Here is a 17,961-nt window from a genome sequence, read left to right on the forward strand (position 1 = left end):
CTGAACAACCGTCCGCTACCTACCACATTGTCTTGGCGGCGCGTGCAGCCCAGTCTTTGTCATATTGCGCGCCGCCCTCTTCACCCTCTGACGCCTCCGACAAAAGCTGCCCAATCGTCGGAAGGTCCTTGCTTTCGTCGCCACAAGTCCAAGTGCGGGCGCGCATCAGTGCACGCGCGCACTGACTGTAAATCTCGTCAATCTGCACGACGATAACCGTCGCCGGAACCTTGCCAGCCTTTTCGAACTGGTTGCGCAATGCCGCGTCTGCGGTCAATCGGGCTGTTCCGTTTACCCGAACGACATTGTCAGAACCCGGCACAAAGAACATCAGCGAAACGCGCGGGTCCCGAACAATGTTGCGCAAGCTGTCCAGGCGGTTGTTTCCCCGCCAGTCAGGCAACGCCAGCGTTTTTGGGTTTAACTCACGCACAACAGCACCGTCGTCCCCACGTGGGCTTCCGTCCACACCCTCGGGACCAACTGTACTGAGAACACAAAGGCGCGCGGCTTCAATCCACTTGCGATAGAGCGGAGTTAAGTGTCGAACGACCTTTCGCAACGAAGCAGCACCCGGCGTTCCGTACAACGCCTCGAGATCTTCTACTTTTTCAATGAATTCCATCAGGATCAAACCCCACTTCGCGCATCAATTCGTTCGAACGTGTTTCGATCACTTCCTCCAACCGCGCGAGGAACTCATCGCGGGCAACACCCGGTTTGATCGGCTCCAGAAAATCTACAATGGCAAGGCCGGGTTTACGCATCACGCCTGTGCGGGGCCAGAACACGCCAGCATTCGTCGCAACCGGAACGCATGGAAAACCAAGGCCTTCATACAGGACCGCTGTACCAACCTTGTAGGGTTTCTTTGCACCCGGCGCCACACGCGTGCCCTGCGGATAGATCACCAGCTGTCCGGGTTCGGAGAATTCTTTTGAGACGTCCTTGACCATTTTTGCCACAGCCGCACCGCGTTTGCCGCGATTGACCGGGATACAACCAAGGCGTCGTGCATACATGCCAATGACGGGTGTGAACAACAGCTCGCGCTTCATGATAAATTTGCCGTGCGGAATGGCGTCGAAAATCATGATGATATCAAGGAACGACTGATGTTTAGCCCCGATGACCACTTCATTCGTTGGGGCATTGCCCCGCACCTCACAGCGGATACCAACCATCCACCGGGCCAGCCACATGGTGCTTTTGGCGTAGGTTTTGCACGCTTTCAGGGCACCGTTTTTGGAAAACAGCGCATAAGGTAGAAACGCGATGCCAAGGATCAGCATCCAAGCATAGATCACAATCATGAAGATGAGGGAACGAACCCACTGAATTGCCATCAACATCAGGAAAGCTCCTTCAACTTGCGTCGGGCCGCGGCCCATGTGGCAACAAAGGCAACGGCTGCCCCAAGGACGGGGATAAGAACCGGCAATACCCAGTCTTTGCCCTGAAATCCAACTCCGGTCAGAAACCCGCCCGCGTCCGAAGCTTCGGGCAAAAGCAAGACACCTGTCATTCCCAGCAGAGTCCCAACCGAAGCGCCGAAAAACGCGCGATAGGTAAACCGCCGTACAAAAGCCCCTGCGATGAAACCATCCTGCGCGCCAACCAATCGCAGAACCTCGATAATCTGCGCATTGGCCGCAAGTGAGGCGTTGGCTGCAAGGGTAATCATCGCAGCGGTCGCGCCACCGATCAGCAGGATTGATATCCATCCCAGACGACGCAGGGACATCGCTGCATCGACCAGCGGTTCGCGCCATCGCGTGTGATCATCCAGAACCGCGCCGGGCACCTCGGCCCCCAATCGCAATCGCAGCCCGATCGCATCCAGCCCCGGTTCGCCCTCGATAATCTCGATCAGCTGCGGGGTTGGCAAAGTATCCAGCGGCAGGTCCGGCCCGAACCAAGGCGCCAGCAATGCGGCCTGTTCTTCTGTGCTAAGCGCACGGGCGGAGGCGACACCTGGCGTCTGGCTGAGGACGGTCAATGCCGCTTCTGTCTGGGCAGCAAGCTGCTCGGCCGGTGCGTTGATGCGCAAGGTCGCAGCGCCCGCCAGTTCCGAGGCCCACCGATCCGCGATGCGGCCAGAGGCGAGGGACAAAGCCAAAGCAAAAACAGCAAGAAATGCCATGGCACCAGCGACAAACAGCGTCAGATGCGCGGTGTAGCCGGTTGGCGGAACAACGCGGTCAGCACGGGTATCGCCGCGCAGCAGGTTTCGGATATCAGCCCCAGTCACAGGTCTGCCCCCGCCAGATGCAGCTTTCGCTGCGAAATCCGCAAAACACGGGCCTGAACATGACTTTTTGCCGCGCGGATCAGGCTCAGGTCATGGGTGGCAATCAGAACGGTCTTTCCCATACGGTTCAGCTCGACCAGCAGGTGCAACAAACGTTGCGACATCTCCCAATCGACATTGCCCGTGGGCTCATCAGCCAATATGACATCGGGCGACAGGATGACGGCGCGCGCCAGAGCCGCCCGTTGACGTTCACCGCCGGACAATTCCGGTGGCCGCGCTTCGAGACGTGCACCAAGCCCCACCCAGCTGAGCAGTTCGGTCAGATTGTCTTGCCCGGACGATTCCCCGCGCCCAGAGACCATCAGTGGCAAGGCGACATTCTCGGCAAGCGTCATATGGTCAAGGAACTGGCAATCCTGATGAACAACGCCAACACGGCGACGCAGCACGGCCAGCTGATCCCGATCAAGGGCCGAGATATCCTGATCAAACACGCTGAGACGTCCCGAGGTTGGTAACAGTGCCCCGTAACACAGCTTGAGCAATGTCGTCTTTCCCGCCCCCGATGGCCCGGTCAGAAAATGGAACGACCCCGGCTGCAATTGAACCGAGACATCGCTCAGCAACTCGCCACCACCGTAGGTATAGCTGACATTTTCCAGCTCGATCACACGTGCCCCCAATATTTTGCCGCTCTTCTTGCCCGAGCATGGCGACGGTTTCAATGGCTCTACCGAGTCCAATTGGTGACACTTGGCCCATGAAACCGAAAACGCCCTTTGCTGTTGGGTCTTAACGGAATATCATCCCTGAAAAAACTATTATCGGCCCTTCATCCGGCCGAGGAGGCAGTATGCGTCTTACATGTCCGAATTGCACTGCGCAGTACGAAGTTCCTGACGAGGTCATCCCCGAGGAAGGCCGCGATGTGCAGTGTTCGAACTGCGATCAGACCTGGTTTCAGGCCAAGCATCCATCCGAGCCGACGGATGAACCGAACGCGCCCGAGGACAAGCCTGTTGAGGCAGACACATCGGACACCGAGGTCGAGGCCCAGAAGGACGCCGAGCCCGCAGATAAATCAGCGCCAGAGGTTGAAAAACCTGCTGCATCTACAGGAAATGTTGCCCCATCAGTCGCCAGTATCCTGAAAGAAGAAGCCGCACGAGAAGCGGAGTTACGTGCGCAGGAAGGCGGTGGTCTGGAAAGCCAGCCCGATCTGGGCCTGGAAGCACCGCCAGAACCTAAGGTCAGGCCCAAACGCCCTGCAACTTCGGAAACCGCCGTAGATGCCGGGCAAAAGGATGCACTGCCGGATGTCGATGCCATCAACTCGAGCATGCGGTCGGACCCGGCAGAAGATGAGGCGCAGGCGCCTCGCAAGTCCGGTGGGTTCTTGCGCGGTTTTGCGCTGATGCTGATCATCGGCGTGGTTCTGTACCTGATCTACGGGAATGCCCGCCAGATCAGCGAGGCTGTACCGCAGGCCGATCCGTTGCTCAGCTCATATGTGTCGCTGGTGGATCAGGCGCGCATCTGGCTCGAAACTCAGGCAGGATCCGGTGCGCAGAACTAAGGGCTAGAACCGCTCCAGCAACCGCTTGAGGTATTCCAGCTCGATCTGGGGACGATCTGTTTCACCGGTCCGACGGCGGATTTCATCCAGCAACTCGCGCGCCCGGCGATAGACGTCTTCGCCCTGCAACAGGTTTTCATCGGTTGAAATCGAACCGGCAGCGCCTGGGTTTCGGCCCAGCGGATCGCGGTTGTTGGCCTGCATATCGCCGTCCTGCGTTCCCTGCCCCGGTTGGTTCTGCTGTTCCTGCGCCATGGCTTCACCCAGCGACCGCATCCCTTCGCGCAACGCTTCCATCGCTTCGGATTGACGGTCGATAGCTTCGGCGAGATCATCGCCACGCAGAGCTTGCTCAGCCTCATCCATGGCACGCCCGGCCCGATCCAGCGCTTCGCGCGCGGCGTCACCTTCGGGTGTGCCGACACCGGGGAGACCTTGTTGCTGACGACCCAACTCGTCTCTCAACGCTTGCTGTCGGTCGGCGAGCGAGCCTTGCCCCTGCTCACCGTCTCCAGCCTGATCCGAACCTTCACCTTGTCCGCCCTGACCTTCGTGGCTTTGCCCCCGACCTTGCCCGCCGTTGCGGCCTTCGTTCCCTTGGCTTTCACCTGATTGCGCGCCGGGGTTGAATTGTTCCTGCAAATCACGAAAGGCCTGATCGCTAAGACCCTGTTGTTCGCGCAGGGTTTCGGCAAGACCTTCCATGGCCTGCTGGCCTTCGGATTGCTGCCCTTGGCCCTGACCCTGAGTTACACGCATGTTCTCCATCATCTGCTGGAATTCTTCCAACGCCTGCTGGGCTTCGGCCATGCGGCCTTGTTCCATCAGTTCCTGAATGCGGTCCATCATGCGCTGCAGGTCATCCTGCGTCATTTGCAAAGATTCACCATTCTGGCCGGGCTGACGCTCGCCGTCTTCGCCATCTTGCTGTGCAAGGCGTTGTAGTTGCTGAAGGTAATCTTGCGTCGCCTCGCGCAACTCCTGCATCAGTTCGGCTATTTCTTCATCGCTGGCCCCGTTCTTCATCGCTTCGGTCAGACGTTCCTGCGCGCGGCGCATTCGTTCCAATGCATCCGCCAGCGTCCCGTCCTCGATCAGCACGGCAAGGTCCCACAGGGCCTGCGCAATCTCTTCCTGTTGTTTGGGCTTCAACCCGTATCGGTGAAACGTTTCCAATCGCCGCAGAACAACCCGCAGACGCAGATAGGCTGTGTCAGAACGAAACAGATCCTCGGGGCGGTGCGACACAGCCCTCAGCAATTGCGAGACACGAGGCGCATTGGATCGCGACCAAAGCAGATCGCGCCTTTGCTCAATCACGGCTGCCGCCAGCGGATCAAAGAAGCGCCGTGCTGGCAATGCTGTCGCATAGGGATCCGAAAACGTTTGCTGATCCGCTGCATCCGTCGCCATCAAGGTTATTCTGACCGGCAGATGCGCCCACGGATGCTGCGAGAAATCCTCGATCAGGTCTTCGGTAAAGTCCGCCCTGTCACCGGTGATCGGCATAGGTAATTCGATTTCGATCACCTCGCGCGGCTCTGGCTCGGCCGCCAGTCCGTACCGACGGTCAATCGCCGCCAGATCCAGCTCGATCCGGGCCAGACCCGAGACCACTCCGTAATCGTCGCTGGCGGAAAATGGCAGCTTCATCTGCCCGCCCGCTTCAGACTCGGCGGTACCGGAAACTTCGATCTTCGGAGCCACGTCATCAATGACCTGCACCGACCACTCCCGCCCCGCCGGTCCATCAATGCGAAACTGACCCGAGCGTTCGGCGACAAACTCCTGTTCCGGGTCTGTTGCCGCCTCGGTTCCGCTAGCAGAACTGCTCTCGGACAGACTGTGTGCGCCAACTTCACCATAAAGTCGCAAGGTGATGCGACTGCCCTTGGGAACAGAAAGCGCCGCGCCTGTCTGATCAGCAAGATATAAGGTCGGTAAACCTGTGTATCTGGGGGGTTCTACCCATCCTTCCCAAGTTGGGCCCTGTCCAGCGACGGCTGTGCCCGGGGCCATGTCCGCCACTGAACCCACGCGCCACAATGAACCAAAGATCAGCGCCACAACAAATGCCAGCAGAGCGGCATAGCGCAGCGCATACGGGTCGCGCGACGCAAGCCGAAGATCTGGTTTCACAGCCTCAGCAGTGGCCGCACGCTGTGCCATGCGGGCTTTGTGCGCCTGCCACAAGGCAACCGAGTCCCCATCGTTGGCACCGATTGCCTGATCATCGAGCAAAGCCTGAATCGGTCGACCGGGCAGAGCCTCATCCAGCCGCGCCAGCGCATCAGCGCGGGACGGCAGTTTGAATTTCGTGACACCCCGGACAGATGCTGCACCAAAAGATATCAACGACAGCGCACCAGCACCCCAGACAATTTCAACGGGCAGATGATCCTGCAACCCCAGCATCAGAGCGGCGAGCAAAGCCAGAACAATCGAGAACGCAGGCCAGAACGCGCGCAGCACCTGTTCAGCCACCATACCGAGATGGGTTAGCCACAGGGACAGGCGCGGAATGGGCGGGTTCGTTCTGTTGGTCAAGACGGGCCTCCGGGACGGGCCCGCGCGGTTATCGCGTCAAAGCCACGATGGTATGGTATCGCGGTTTATGATTTCGTCAAAGCTTGGCCGTTCACGAATGACTGCAAATTGATCGCCATTCACCAGAACTTCGGGGATCAACGGGCGGGTGTTGTATTCGCTGGACATCACCGCACCGTATGCACCCGCGCTGCGAAATGCGACCAGATCACCCGATTTCAGCGGCGGCATATTGCGCTGCTTGGCAAAGGTATCCCCGGATTCGCAGACCGGGCCTACGATGTCATAGGCTTGCTGTTCCACGCCAGCCGCCGGTTCTTGCACCGCTATGATATCGTGGTACGCTTCGTACATTGCAGGCCGGATCAGGTCATTCATCGCCCCATCAAGGATCAAAAAGTCGCGACCTTCGCCTGATTTCACATAGATGACCTTGCTGACCATGATCCCGGCATTGCCCGCGATCAGGCGGCCCGGCTCAATCTCGATCTCACAGCCCAGATGGCCCAGTGTTTTCTTGACCAGCGCACCATATTCAATCGGCAAGGGCGGTGCGTCGTTCGACCGGGTGTATGGAATGCCCAAACCACCGCCCAGGTCAAGGCGCCTAATGTTGTGACCTTCAGAGCGGAGGCGCTCGGTCAACTCGGCCAACTTTGTGTAGGCCAACTCATACGGTTCAAGTTCGGTCAGTTGCGAGCCGATGTGAACGTCGATGCCGATCACCTCCAGCCCCGGCAGGTCGGCGGCGTGAGCATAAACTTCCGAGGCGCGGGCTATCGGAATGCCAAACTTGTTCTCGGACTTGCCCGTGGCAATCTTGGCATGCGTCCTGGCATCAACATCCGGGTTCACCCTGACGGTAATCGGCGCGATCACGCCAAGCTCAAGCGCAATGGCGTTGATCACTTCCATTTCGGGCTCGGATTCGACATTGAACTGGCGAATGCCGCCGCTCAGCGCCATGCGTATCTCGTCCGCTGTTTTCCCCACACCTGAGAACACGATCTTGTCACCGGGAACACCAGCCGCCTTCGCACGCAGATATTCTCCGCCCGAGACCACGTCCATCCCCGCACCTGCTTGGGCCAATGTCTTAAGGATCGCCTGATTGCTGGCCGCCTTCATCGCGTAGCAGACCAGATGATCGGTGCCGTCCAACGCGTCATCGAACAGCTTGAAATGCCGCAGCAATGTAGCCGTGGAATAGACGTAGAACGGTGTTCCAACCGCGGCTGCGATTTCGGAGACGGGGACATCCTCGGCGTAAAGCGCGCCGTCGCGGTACAAAAAGTGATCCATGCTTGCGCGCTTAGACCATAAAAGGACTTCGGATCAATGGATTCTGTATCCTTAGTCCCGGTTTAGTTTTGCGTTGAAACACCAACTCGGCCATAGCCCGAGATTGAAATGCCGGTGCCCGATTGTTTTGGTTCGGCCGCAGGTTCCGGACGTCGCGCTGACGAAGGCTCGCAAGCCGCCAAAACAGCAAGAGCACAAACCAATCCCAGAATTTTCATTTCAATACCATTTCTTTGTGTGACAGGTAATCGATACGTGGACCCAACATGAGGTGCCGGGACCATGGGCGCAACATTCAAAAGGATCAGAATCCAAGATAAATGCCCAGCGGTCCGCGGCTTAGGCCGACACCCCCGCCAACATACGCGCCGCTTGATCCAACCCCAATGGTGGCACTGACCGTGGGTTGAGGGGCAGTTGGTTGATCAGGCTCGCCATCAGCCCCGCACCCGGCCAGCACCAGACCGGAAACCGCAATCAGGATCGCACGTAGCGCGGTTGTCATACCATTGCCTTCCATCGTTCGATCTGGGCCCGCACCTGATCGGGGGCGGTACCACCGTAGGACTGCCGCGAGTTTACCGAATTGTCGACGCCAAGGACAGAGTAGACATCATCCGAGATATCACCATGGACCGATTGCATATCATCCAGCGTCAGGTCGGGCAGATCACAATCCTTGCCTTCGGCCATGGCCACCAGTGATCCGGTGACGTGATGCGCATCCCGGAACGGCAGGCCCAGCACCCGCACCAGCCAGTCGGCCAGATCCGTAGCGGTCGAGAAACCCGAGCCGGCGGCGGCGGCAAGGCTGTCGCGGTTGGCGGTCATGTCCTTGACCATCCCTTCCATCGCAGCCAGTGCCAGCATCCAGTTGTCGGCGGCATCAAAGACCTGTTCCTTGTCCTCCTGCATGTCCTTTGAATAGGTCAGCGGCAGGCCCTTCATCACCATCATCAGCGCGGTATTGGCCCCATAGATACGCCCAACCTTGGCGCGGATCAGTTCGGCTGCATCCGGGTTCTTTTTCTGCGGCATGATCGACGAGCCGGTCGAAAACCGGTCGGACAGGGACACGAAACGGAACTGGGCCGACGACCAAATCACCAGCTCCTCGGCAAAGCGCGACAGGTGCACAGCGCAGATCGAGGCGGTCGACAGGAACTCCAGCGCGAAATCGCGGTCGCTGACGGCATCCAGCGAGTTGGCGGCGGGGCGATCAAAGCCCAACGCCTGCGCCGTCATATGGCGATCAATGGGGAAAGATGTACCCGCCAGTGCGGCGGCCCCCAACGGGGATTCGTTCATTCGTGCACGGGCGTCGCGGACTCGGCTCAGGTCGCGGCCGAACATCTCGACATAGGCCATCATGTGGTGGCCCCATGTTACGGGTTGCGCAGTTTGCAGGTGGGTGAAGCCGGGCATGACCCAATCGGCGCCTGCTTCGGCCTGTGCCAAAAGCGCGCGAATCAGAGCCAGCAGACCAGTTTCAGCCGCGTCTAGCTGATCCCGGACCCACAGTTTGAAATCCGTCGCCACCTGATCATTGCGCGAACGCCCTGTGTGCAAACGGCCAGCAGGCTCGCCGATGATCTCTTTCAGCCGCGCCTCGACATTCATGTGTATGTCTTCCAACGCAGTTGAAAACTGAAACGTGCCGCTCTGGATTTCTGACAAAACGGTGAGCAGCCCTTCCCGAATGGCCTGCGCATCACTATCACTTATGACGCCTGTAGCAGCCAACATGGCCGCATGGGCGCGCGAGCCTTCGATGTCTTGGGCTGCCATCCGCTGATCGAACCCGATCGAGGCGTTGATCGCCTCCATGATCGCGTCTGGACCGGCGGCAAAGCGGCCGCCCCACATCTGGTTCGAGGATTGATCGGTCATGTAAGAAAACCCGGAGTTGATATGCGCCTATTTCGTTTGATCCCCCTTTATATGGCCCTTGCGCTAGGTGCAAATGCCGCTTTGGCAACCGATGCCACGACACTGGGCCCCTTACGGGAAGGCAGTCTGAAGCGCCTAATCCTGCATGAAGAACCCAAACCGGCAAAAGTGATCGAGTTTCAGCTGGAAGATGACGGAGGTGTCGGCACGCTGGCCGATTATGAGGGCAAGTATGTTCTGCTGAACTTCTGGGCCACCTGGTGCGCCCCCTGCCGCAAAGAAATGCCTCAGATCGCCGAGTTGCAGGACGAGTTCGGGGGGGACAAGTTTCAGGTTCTGACCCTTGCCACAGGCCGCAACTCACCAGCAGGAATCAAGAAGTTCTTCGAAGAAAATGGCATATCCAACCTGCCGCGTCACCAGGACCTCAGCTCGGCTGCTGCGCGCGAATTCGGTATCATCGCATTGCCCATCACGGTCATTCTGAATCCCGAAGGTCAGGAAATCGCGCGGTTGATCGGCGACGCCGAATGGAACTCGGACAGCGCGAAGGCGATTATCTCAACGCTTGTTGGCGCAGAAAGCTGAGGGAACTGGCCCATTAAGCCCCAGAATCATGATACTCTTTTGATGCTTTGATAAGGAGAGTATTTATGAAGAGTTTTGTTGCATTCACCGCCGCGGCCTGCCTGGTTCTGGGTTCTGCCGTTGTTTCCGAGGCCAAACACATTAAGAAAGAAGCCCAGTTCGTCGCAGGTGTCGCCGGCAAGAAACTTGTCTCCGGTGACACCTGGTTGATCATCACTCCGGATGGAAAAATCGAGGGCGTGGGTCGCAACAACGCCAAGATCACCGGTGCATGGGTTTGGAACAAACAGTTCTGGTGCAGAAATGTTGTCGCCGGAGGAAAGAAATTCCCCGAGGATTGCCAGAAGGTCAAAATGGAAGGCAATCAGGTCGAGTTCGTGCGTAGCAAAGGCAAAGGTGACGCAATCGTTTACACGATCGCTAATTAGGCTCGCCCATCGGGCGCGACTGCTTTGGGTACCGATCCGGGAAATGAGCGGCACGTTCTGTTCTGCAAAAGCTGACGTCACGCCACCTTTGACAGTTTCCATCCTCCTTTGCACTCTGCGCTCAGGAGGATGGAATGCCGCTGGAAATTCTATTGGTGTTGGTCGTTGGGGGCATAGCCGGGATTACGGTATTGTTGCATCTGACGGGCAAGTCGCGGTTGCACGTGCTGACGCCAGACACGGCGCCACGTCAGTGGCTGCGGCATTTCCCTGATGACACGGTGATCGACGTGACAATCGCCCATGACGGTCACGCGGCGCTGGTAAGAACCCAGAACGGGGCTGGGTTGATCTGGTCCTTCGGCGCCGACACAGTAGCGCGGCGTCTTCAGGATTTCGACTGGTTTGAGACCGCCAATGGCATCGAAGTTCGGTTTCACGACTTCAGCACCCCGCGCGCGACCGTTCACCTTGACCAGACCGAACGCCAGCACTGGCAACACTTGATGAGGCCCGCATGACAGACCAGGTAAGCTTTCCCGATGCGGTGCAATGGGCCGTCCCGTTTTTCATCGCTGCTATTCTGGCAGAATTCCTGTGGATCGCAGTCAAGGGCAAAGGCGGGCGGTATGAAACGCGCGACGCTGTGACCTCGCTGATCATGGGGGCCGGGAACATCGCGTCGGGCTTTTTGCTGGGCTTTATTGCCTATGCGTTTTTCATGTGGCTGTGGCAGATCACTCCTTTGGACCTTGGCACGTCAATTCCCGTTATCATTCTGTGCTTTGTTCTGGATGACCTTCGCTATTACTGGGTACACCGTTTTGGGCATCGTATTCGCTGGGTCTGGGCCAGCCATGTCAACCACCACAGTTCACAGCACTACAATCTGACCACAGCTCTGCGGCAGACTTGGACCTATACCTTTACGTTCATGATGGTCGTTCGCGCGCCGCTGATCCTGCTGGGTTTCCATCCCGCCATGGTTCTGTTCGTCGGTGGATTGAACCTGATCTATCAGTTCTGGATTCACACCGAGGCCATCGGCAAAATGCCCCGATGGTTCGAAGCGGTCATGAATACCCCCAGCCATCATCGCGCGCATCACGGCAGGAACGCGCGGTACCTGGATTGTAATTACGCCGGAGTTTTCATCATCTGGGACAAGCTGTTTGGGACCTTTGTGCCTGAACTGGAAAACGACCGTGTCGACTACGGGCTGGTTCACAATATCGGCACCTTCAACCCGTTGCGCGTTGCGTTTCACGAATGGGTCGGCATTTGGCACGATACCACGCAGCCAGGCCTGACACTGCGGCAACGTCTGGCCTATTGTTTTGCACCTCCTGGGTACAGCCACGACGGCAGCCGCGACAACTCGGAACAGATAAAAGCCAAGCACTTGGCTCGCCACCCCGAGGACCGGGGAACGCCCGGTTTTGAGCAGGTCGACAAGATCCTGCCCAAAGGACAGGCAGAACAGGCCTGATACAGCCGTCAGGCCCCGCTAAACTTGAACTCCGGTCTTTGCACGCCATATCGGTCATTGAATGTGGCGCATAGTTGAGCGAGGGGCGGCATGAAACGTTTGGCAACCATTTCAACCTTCGTGGGGTTGTTTGGCCTGTTGCTGGCCATGCTTGCCGCGCTCGGCAGCTTTGTTGGCACTCTGATCGCACTGGGTTTTGTCCTGATGTTTCTGGGTGCGACAGGAGCCCTTCTTGGAGCCGCGGCATCACTGGCCCGTGCCGGGGATTCCGCGCGCTGAAAACCGCAATAAGCAACTTCATCTGACGCTTTAACCGCAGATTCATCTGTTTGCCCCGAAACTGTGTCAAAACACCTGTTCCGGACACACGGGAATCTGCGCCTATGGGAAACAAAAAGCTCACCAATCTTCCCGAAGGGTTGGACACCCCTTTGAATGCAGCAGTGTCAACACGGGATCGTTCGGTGGTTCAGATGGCAACCGATGCTGTAAAGCACAAGCAATGTCGGTTGGCCTTTCAGCCGGTTGTTCAGGCGCACCCGCCGCATGACATCGCGTTTTACGAAGGCTTCATTCGTGTATTGGATGAAACAGGGCGCGTTATCCCCGCGCGCGAGTTCATGCCACAGGTTGAAAACACTCCGATCGGACGTGATCTCGACTGCGTCGCATTGGAACTTGGTCTGCGCACGTTGGTGAAGAACCCCCAGATCCGCCTGTCGATCAACATGTCCGCCCGCTCAATCGGTTACTCCAACTGGTCCGGTGTACTGGACCGGTTTCTGAAACGGGATCCGCAGCTGGGCGAACGTCTGATCCTAGAAATCTCCGAAAGTTCTGCCATGCAGGTGCCGGAATTGGTGGTCGACTTCATGGACCGCCTACAGGATCGCGGCATCGCGTTTGCGCTGGACGACTTTGGTGCCAGCAACTTCAGTTTCCGCCACTTTCGCGAGTTTCTGTTCGACGCCGCCAAGATCGATGGTCAGTTTATCAGGGGCATCAGCAACAGCCCCGACAACCAGGCTTTGGTGCGGGCCCTGATTGCCGTAGCGCGTGAGTTTGAAATTCTGGTCACTGCCGAATCGGTCGAAACTCAGAAGGATGCGGCATTTTTGCTTGAAAGTGGCGTGGATTGCATGCAGGGCTTTTTGTTTGGCGCGCCCAGTGTTTCGCCCCCGTGGAAACAGGAAAAAATTTCAAAAACAGCAAGTTGACCCGTGGGTGATCGACATTTTTCCGCCATTTCCCAAGCTGAGACAAGCTGCCCGTTGCTGCAAGTGCAGCATTACGCTATTGCAGAAGTACTTGAGCGGGGGAAAACGGGGCGCTCTTGTTTCGAGAGGGAAACTCTCGGCCTGCGCCGTCAGACATTCCGCCAGACAATGACGGTAAAGGACTGATCATATGACCAACGTAGTAATCGCATCCGCCGCACGAACAGGTGTCGGCAGCTTTAGTGGTTCGTTTGCGAACACCCCCGCACATGATCTGGGCGCGGCCGTCCTGGAAGCAGTTGTTGAGCGCGCCGGGATTGAAAAAGGCGAAGTCAGCGAAACCATCTTGGGTCAGGTGCTGACTGCGGCTCAGGGCCAGAACCCGGCTCGGCAGGCGCATATCAACGCCGGTTTGCCGCAGGAAAGTGCCGCCTGGGGAATCAACCAGGTTTGCGGCTCGGGCCTGCGTGCGGTCGCATTGGGCGCTCAGCACATCCAACTCGGCGATGCCGACATCGTCGCCGCTGGTGGCCAAGAGAACATGACCCTGTCGCCCCACGCAGCTGCCCTGCGCGCCGGTCACAAGATGGGTGATATGAAATATATCGACACCATGATCCGCGATGGTCTGTGGGATGCCTTCAACGGCTATCACATGGGCCAAACGGCGGAAAATGTTGCCGAAAAATGGCAGATCAGCCGCGACATGCAGGATGAATTCGCTGTCGCCTCGCAGAACAAGGCTGAGGCGGCGCAAAAAGCTGGCAAGTTTGTCGACGAAATCGTGCCCTTCACCATCAAGACCCGCAAGGGTGACATCGTGATGGACAAGGACGAATACATCCGCCACGGCGCTACAATGGAAGCCATGGCAAAGCTGCGCCCCGCCTTCACCAAGGACGGATCGGTCACAGCTGCAAACGCTTCGGGCCTGAACGACGGCGCGGCCGCAACCCTGCTGATGTCAGCTCAAAACGCAGAGAAGCGCGGAATCGAACCTTTGGCGCGCATCGCGTCCTACGCAACTGCCGGGCTGGACCCGTCGATCATGGGCGTTGGCCCGATCTACGCTTCGCGCAAGGCATTGGAAAAGGCGGGTTGGTCCGTCGACGATCTGGACCTTGTTGAAGCCAACGAAGCCTTTGCCGCGCAGGCCTGCGCAGTGAACAAAGATATGGGCTGGGATCCGTCGATTGTGAACGTGAACGGCGGCGCAATTGCCATCGGCCACCCAATCGGCGCATCAGGTTGCCGCGTTCTGAACACGCTGCTGTTCGAAATGAAGCGCCGCGACGCAAAGAAAGGTCTGGCCACCTTGTGCATCGGCGGCGGCATGGGTGTCGCCCTGTGTGTGGAGCGCGACTAAGTGCGCCAATAACCAAATAGAAAAGGGCGTCCATGGGACGCCCTTTTTTGTTACACTGGGGTCGTACCCCTTAGATGCGACGATATTGCCATCCGAAATAAACACCTTAACGACGAAACAATATTGCGCACAAACATCTCTCAAAGTAACAGCATTACCAAGGCGACTAAAATTGGAGGAGTCCTAAATGGCACGTACAGCACTCGTTACCGGCGGTTCCCGCGGCATTGGCGCAGCAATTTCCAAGGCGCTCAAAGCCGAAGGATACAACGTTGCGGCCACCTATGCAGGGAATGACGAAGCCGCCGCGAAATTCACCGAAGAAACCGGCATCAAGACCTACAAGTGGAACGTCGCCGATTATGACGAATCCAAAGCGGGCATCGAAAAGGTCGAGGCCGAGGTTGGCCCCATCGACATCGTTGTCGCCAACGCAGGCATCACCCGTGATGCACCTTTCCACAAAATGACACCCGATCAGTGGAAAGACGTGATCGACACCAACCTGACCGGCGTGTTCAACACTGTGCACCCTGTCTGGCCCGGCATGCGCGAGCGCAAATTTGGCCGTGTCATCGTCATCAGCTCGATCAACGGCCAGAAAGGTCAGTTCGCTCAGGTGAACTATGCTGCGACCAAGGCGGGCGATCTGGGTATCGTGAAATCTCTGGCGCAGGAAGGCGCGCGGGCAGGCATCACGGCCAACGCGATCTGCCCCGGTTATATTGCAACCGAGATGGTGATGGCGGTGCCCGAAAAGGTACGCGAATCGATTATTGGCCAGATCCCCGCCGGTCGTCTGGGCGAGCCCGAAGAGATTGCACGCTGTGTGACCTTCCTGGCCTCGGACGAATCTCAGTTCATCAACGGCTCGACCATCTCGGCCAATGGTGCCCAGTTCTTCGTCTGATCTGCAATCAGAATTGTGAAAACGGGCCGGTCCATCAGGGCCGGCCCATCCTTATCCCGTAAGATCGCGCGCGCTGCGATCAGCGGGAACCCAATACCCAATTCCACAACTGCCGGACCACCTTGCCACGCTCTTCATGCGCGCGCAGGATCGCCACTTGGGCGGCGGGATTTATTGTCATCTCGATCATGGCAGCCGCCTTTCAATTCAGTTTTGCTTGACCTGATGTGAATATGAAGGTCACCTAGGATCATGACAAACGAAGTTTCCTGAACCTTCAGTTAAGAATTTCTTGACCATGAGTGATTATCTGCCCCCACTTACCGCGCTTCGGGCTTTTGATGCCGCGGCCCGGCACATGTCGTTCGCGAAAGCGGCGGAAGAGCTGCACGTGACGCCAGCGGCCCTGTCCTTTCAGATCAAATCGCTTGAGGAGCATCTGGGTCGCCCTCTGTTCCGCCGTCTGAACCGTGCTGTGGAACTGACTGATGCGGGCCGCGCCCTGGCCCCCGGCGCGGCAGAGGGCTTTGCCACATTGCAAAGCGCGTGGCGTGCTGTACGCAGGCAGGAGGATGACACCGGATTGACCGTCACCGCAGGTCCGGCACTGACTGCAAAGTGGCTCGCACCTCGCCTTTACGAATTCGCCCGTGCACATCCGGAAATCGACCTGAAATTCTCGGCCACATTGCGCAACATGGATCTGGAGCGAGATGATGTGGATGTTGCCATCCGGTTTGGCAATTCCGCCGATGAGGGGCTGTATTCCGTACCTGTAAGAAAAGAGTGGCTGACCCCGGTCATGACCCCGGAGCTAGCGGAGCAATTCACCACGCCAGACAGCCTGCGCGACGCACCGTTGATCCACGACGATTCGATCAATTTTCTGACCCCGCCCTGCGACTGGCCTGCCTGGTTCCGCGCTGTGGGTATCGATTTTATCCCCACTCATGGGGCGCATTTTTCCAACGCAGATCACGCGATTGACGCCGCTGTCGCCGGCGTTGGTGTCGCCCTTGGACGGCGCGCCATGATCCTCAAGGACTTGACCGAGGGTCGGCTGGTTGCCCCCTTCAAGGTCGCGCTGGAAACGCAGGGCCGGTTCCGGTTCCTGTGCCTTCCGGGGGCCGAAAAACGTCCTCAGATCTCAGCATTTCGGGATTGGTTCCTGACCGAGATTGAAAAGACCGCGCATATTTCGGATGAATTCGACATTATTCCGATCGAAGAGGTTTCCGGATCATGACCAAAACGCGCGCAACAGCCATCGGCTTTGGGGCCGTACTATTATGGGCTTTGCTGGCGCTTTTGACCGTCGGCTCTGCACCCACACCGCCATTGCTGTTGAACACGATCTGCTTTTCGATTGGTGGGGCACTTGGGTTGATTTGGACAGCCGCAACCGGTGGGTTTAGCGGGTTGAAACAGGTCCCCTGGACGACCTACCTGTTCGGTTCATTGGGTCTGTTCGGGTATCACGCATTGTATTTTTCAGCCCTGCGTATGGCCCCCGCGGCCGAGGCCGGGTTGATTGCCTATCTCTGGCCCCTTCTTATCGTTCTGTTTTCCGGCCTGCTGCCGGGCGAGCAGCTTCGCACTGGTCACTTGATCGGGGCATGCCTTGGCTTTGTTGGGGCTGCTTTGATCATCACCGGAGGCGGGAGCGCCGGTTTTCAGGCACAACACCTGCCGGGATATGCATTGGCCCTGCTTTGCGCCCTGACATGGTCAGGCTATTCGGTTTTGTCGCGCAAATTGGGGGGTACACCGACCAGTTCGGTTGCGGTCTTTTGTCTGATGGCTGCGATGGCTTCGGGTCTGCTGCATCTGGCCATAGAAGACACCGTGCTGCCCGACACGACACTGGGGTGGTTATCGGTATTGGCACTTGGCCTCGGGCCCGTTGGACTGGCCTTTTATGTATGGGATATCGGGGTAAAGCAGGGTGATATTCAAATGCTCGGGACCTCATCTTATGCGGCCCCGCTTTTGTCGACACTTGCTTTGGTGATGGCCGGGATCGCTGCCCCATCCTGGGGGCTGGCGATCGCGGCCTTTCTGATTACCGGCGGGGCCTTGATCGCGGCCCGTTCCAGTTTGAAATCTTAAGCAGACAGTCGCTCGATCTCTTCCTTCAGCTTGAGCTTCTGTTTCTTCAGCTGGGCTATGTGGAGATCATCGATGCCTGGCGAGCGTTGGGCTTGTTCTACTTCTAGACCGAGAGATTCGTGCTTTTTCTTCAGTTCTGTCAGATGTGCGCTCACGCTCATTGCGATCCTCCTTTTATACGTGTCTGAATGTCACGTAAGAAGTTGATCACATCGTTTCCACCCTGTCACGCTGCAGACGCACAGAATCTGAAACAAATCCGACAAAATCGGCTGGACATTGCCG

The 17,961-nt window shown here is 57.8% G+C and carries 20 protein-coding genes; 11 read left to right on the plus strand and 9 right to left on the minus strand.

The genetic code is table 11. The features are described 5' to 3' along the window. Positions 1-19: 19 nt before the first annotated feature. Genes ACR0DY_RS06055 through ACR0DY_RS06070 form a run of 4 tightly spaced genes read right to left on the minus strand, consistent with a single transcriptional unit; the run spans position 20 to position 2,925 of the window. Complete coding sequence (locus tag ACR0DY_RS06055; protein ID WP_480483127.1) at positions 20-625, minus strand: pyridoxamine 5'-phosphate oxidase family protein; 606 nt, start codon at positions 623-625, stop codon at positions 20-22. Beyond that, positions 612-1,352, minus strand: coding sequence for a lysophospholipid acyltransferase family protein (locus tag ACR0DY_RS06060; RefSeq protein ID WP_480538989.1), 741 nt, complete (start codon positions 1,350-1,352; stop codon positions 612-614). Before ACR0DY_RS06060 ends, ACR0DY_RS06055 begins: the two co-directional genes overlap by 14 nt. Then, positions 1,352-2,251 (minus strand): cell division protein FtsX, encoded by a 900-nt coding sequence (locus ACR0DY_RS06065; protein WP_480545891.1) that lies wholly within the window; start codon positions 2,249-2,251, stop codon positions 1,352-1,354. Before ACR0DY_RS06065 ends, ACR0DY_RS06060 begins: the two co-directional genes overlap by 1 nt. Beyond that, a complete protein-coding gene (locus tag ACR0DY_RS06070; protein ID WP_209506709.1) occupies positions 2,248-2,925 on the minus strand; it encodes a cell division ATP-binding protein FtsE in 678 nt (225 codons plus the stop codon). Before ACR0DY_RS06070 ends, ACR0DY_RS06065 begins: the two co-directional genes overlap by 4 nt. A 182-nt stretch (positions 2,926-3,107) precedes the next feature. Between ACR0DY_RS06070 and ACR0DY_RS06075 the strand changes: the two genes are divergently transcribed. Beyond that, positions 3,108-3,830: a zinc-ribbon domain-containing protein gene (locus ACR0DY_RS06075; RefSeq protein ID WP_480486637.1), complete on the plus strand. Its 723-nt coding sequence runs from the start codon at positions 3,108-3,110 to the stop codon at positions 3,828-3,830. Between the two features lie 3 nt (positions 3,831-3,833). Here ACR0DY_RS06075 and ACR0DY_RS06080 read toward each other — a convergent pair whose 3' ends face one another. The 4 genes from ACR0DY_RS06080 to argH form a co-directional block, all read right to left on the minus strand. Beyond that, positions 3,834-6,317, minus strand: a complete 2,484-nt coding sequence (locus ACR0DY_RS06080) for a TIGR02302 family protein (RefSeq protein ID WP_480545989.1) — start codon at positions 6,315-6,317, stop codon at positions 3,834-3,836. A gap of 96 nt (positions 6,318-6,413) precedes the next feature. Continuing rightward, a complete protein-coding gene (gene lysA / locus ACR0DY_RS06085) occupies positions 6,414-7,679 on the minus strand; it encodes a diaminopimelate decarboxylase (protein ID WP_480545890.1) in 1,266 nt (421 codons plus the stop codon). A gap of 304 nt (positions 7,680-7,983) precedes the next feature. Further along, a complete protein-coding gene (locus tag ACR0DY_RS06090; protein ID WP_480486634.1) occupies positions 7,984-8,184 on the minus strand; it encodes an argininosuccinate lyase in 201 nt (66 codons plus the stop codon). After that, positions 8,181-9,569, minus strand: coding sequence for an argininosuccinate lyase (argH, locus tag ACR0DY_RS06095; protein WP_480486632.1), 1,389 nt, complete (start codon positions 9,567-9,569; stop codon positions 8,181-8,183). Before argH ends, ACR0DY_RS06090 begins: the two co-directional genes overlap by 4 nt. Positions 9,570-9,590: 21 nt before the next feature. Here argH and ACR0DY_RS06100 point away from each other — a divergent pair, with 21 nt between their 5' ends. The 10 genes from ACR0DY_RS06100 to yddG all read left to right on the plus strand — a co-directional run bounded on the left by ACR0DY_RS06100 (position 9,591) and on the right by yddG (position 17,676). Beyond that, positions 9,591-10,157: a TlpA disulfide reductase family protein gene (locus ACR0DY_RS06100; RefSeq protein WP_480545889.1), complete on the plus strand. Its 567-nt coding sequence runs from the start codon at positions 9,591-9,593 to the stop codon at positions 10,155-10,157. A gap of 65 nt (positions 10,158-10,222) precedes the next feature. Continuing rightward, entirely contained in the window at positions 10,223-10,585 is a 363-nt protein-coding gene (locus tag ACR0DY_RS06105) for a hypothetical protein (protein WP_480897949.1), read from the plus strand. 134 nt (positions 10,586-10,719) lie between these two features. Beyond that, a complete protein-coding gene (locus ACR0DY_RS06110; protein WP_480483112.1) occupies positions 10,720-11,106 on the plus strand; it encodes a hypothetical protein in 387 nt (128 codons plus the stop codon). Further along, positions 11,103-12,074, plus strand: coding sequence for a sterol desaturase family protein (locus tag ACR0DY_RS06115; protein ID WP_480483110.1), 972 nt, complete (start codon positions 11,103-11,105; stop codon positions 12,072-12,074). Before ACR0DY_RS06110 ends, ACR0DY_RS06115 begins: the two co-directional genes overlap by 4 nt. Positions 12,075-12,164: 90 nt before the next feature. Beyond that, a complete protein-coding gene (locus ACR0DY_RS06120; protein WP_480483107.1) occupies positions 12,165-12,353 on the plus strand; it encodes a hypothetical protein in 189 nt (62 codons plus the stop codon). Between the two features lie 104 nt (positions 12,354-12,457). Continuing rightward, the gene (locus ACR0DY_RS06125) at positions 12,458-13,291 is read left to right on the plus strand and encodes an EAL domain-containing protein (protein WP_480486626.1); all 834 of its coding nucleotides are present in this window, start codon (positions 12,458-12,460) and stop codon (positions 13,289-13,291) included. Between the two features lie 190 nt (positions 13,292-13,481). Beyond that, complete coding sequence (locus tag ACR0DY_RS06130; protein WP_209598663.1) at positions 13,482-14,657, plus strand: acetyl-CoA C-acetyltransferase; 1,176 nt, start codon at positions 13,482-13,484, stop codon at positions 14,655-14,657. 187 nt (positions 14,658-14,844) lie between these two features. Continuing rightward, positions 14,845-15,567 carry an acetoacetyl-CoA reductase gene (gene phbB / locus ACR0DY_RS06135; RefSeq protein ID WP_209506587.1) on the plus strand — a complete coding sequence of 241 codons (723 nt, stop codon included), beginning with the start codon at positions 14,845-14,847 and terminating at the stop codon, positions 15,565-15,567. Between the two features lie 298 nt (positions 15,568-15,865). Then, positions 15,866-16,813, plus strand: coding sequence for a transcriptional regulator GcvA (locus tag ACR0DY_RS06140; RefSeq protein ID WP_480483103.1), 948 nt, complete (start codon positions 15,866-15,868; stop codon positions 16,811-16,813). After that, complete coding sequence (yddG, locus tag ACR0DY_RS06145) at positions 16,810-17,676, plus strand: aromatic amino acid exporter YddG (protein ID WP_480483101.1); 867 nt, start codon at positions 16,810-16,812, stop codon at positions 17,674-17,676. The genes ACR0DY_RS06140 and yddG overlap by 4 nt, the downstream gene beginning before the upstream one ends. On the opposite strand, the gene ACR0DY_RS06150 is transcribed toward yddG, so the two are convergent. Beyond that, entirely contained in the window at positions 17,673-17,837 is a 165-nt protein-coding gene (locus tag ACR0DY_RS06150) for a YdcH family protein (protein ID WP_083445267.1), read from the minus strand. The two genes, yddG and ACR0DY_RS06150, sit on opposite strands and share 4 nt — an antisense overlap. Between the last annotated feature and the right edge of the window lie 124 nt (positions 17,838-17,961).

Source organism: Ruegeria sp. O6 (genome assembly GCF_056535045.1).

Bases quoted from the DNA above. Each gene is read 5' to 3' on its own strand.
- ACR0DY_RS06055 (WP_480483127.1), bottom strand. From the start codon at position 625: ATGGAATTCATTGAAAAAGTAGAAGATCTCGAGGCGTTGTACGGAACG.
- ACR0DY_RS06060 (WP_480538989.1), bottom strand. From the start codon at position 1,352: ATGTTGATGGCAATTCAGTGGGTTCGTTCCCTCATCTTCATGATTGTG.
- ACR0DY_RS06075 (WP_480486637.1), top strand. From the start codon at position 3,108: ATGCGTCTTACATGTCCGAATTGCACTGCGCAGTACGAAGTTCCTGAC.
- ACR0DY_RS06080 (WP_480545989.1), bottom strand. From the start codon at position 6,317: ATGGTGGCTGAACAGGTGCTGCGCGCGTTCTGGCCTGCGTTCTCGATT.
- lysA (WP_480545890.1), bottom strand. From the start codon at position 7,679: ATGGATCACTTTTTGTACCGCGACGGCGCGCTTTACGCCGAGGATGTC.
- ACR0DY_RS06090 (WP_480486634.1), bottom strand. From the start codon at position 8,184: ATGACAACCGCGCTACGTGCGATCCTGATTGCGGTTTCCGGTCTGGTG.
- argH (WP_480486632.1), bottom strand. From the start codon at position 9,569: ATGACCGATCAATCCTCGAACCAGATGTGGGGCGGCCGCTTTGCCGCC.
- ACR0DY_RS06100 (WP_480545889.1), top strand. From the start codon at position 9,591: ATGCGCCTATTTCGTTTGATCCCCCTTTATATGGCCCTTGCGCTAGGT.
- ACR0DY_RS06105 (WP_480897949.1), top strand. From the start codon at position 10,223: ATGAAGAGTTTTGTTGCATTCACCGCCGCGGCCTGCCTGGTTCTGGGT.
- ACR0DY_RS06110 (WP_480483112.1), top strand. From the start codon at position 10,720: ATGCCGCTGGAAATTCTATTGGTGTTGGTCGTTGGGGGCATAGCCGGG.
- ACR0DY_RS06115 (WP_480483110.1), top strand. From the start codon at position 11,103: ATGACAGACCAGGTAAGCTTTCCCGATGCGGTGCAATGGGCCGTCCCG.
- ACR0DY_RS06120 (WP_480483107.1), top strand. From the start codon at position 12,165: ATGAAACGTTTGGCAACCATTTCAACCTTCGTGGGGTTGTTTGGCCTG.
- ACR0DY_RS06125 (WP_480486626.1), top strand. From the start codon at position 12,458: ATGGGAAACAAAAAGCTCACCAATCTTCCCGAAGGGTTGGACACCCCT.
- ACR0DY_RS06130 (WP_209598663.1), top strand. From the start codon at position 13,482: ATGACCAACGTAGTAATCGCATCCGCCGCACGAACAGGTGTCGGCAGC.
- phbB (WP_209506587.1), top strand. From the start codon at position 14,845: ATGGCACGTACAGCACTCGTTACCGGCGGTTCCCGCGGCATTGGCGCA.
- ACR0DY_RS06140 (WP_480483103.1), top strand. From the start codon at position 15,866: ATGAGTGATTATCTGCCCCCACTTACCGCGCTTCGGGCTTTTGATGCC.
- yddG (WP_480483101.1), top strand. From the start codon at position 16,810: ATGACCAAAACGCGCGCAACAGCCATCGGCTTTGGGGCCGTACTATTA.
- ACR0DY_RS06150 (WP_083445267.1), bottom strand. From the start codon at position 17,837: ATGAGCGTGAGCGCACATCTGACAGAACTGAAGAAAAAGCACGAATCT.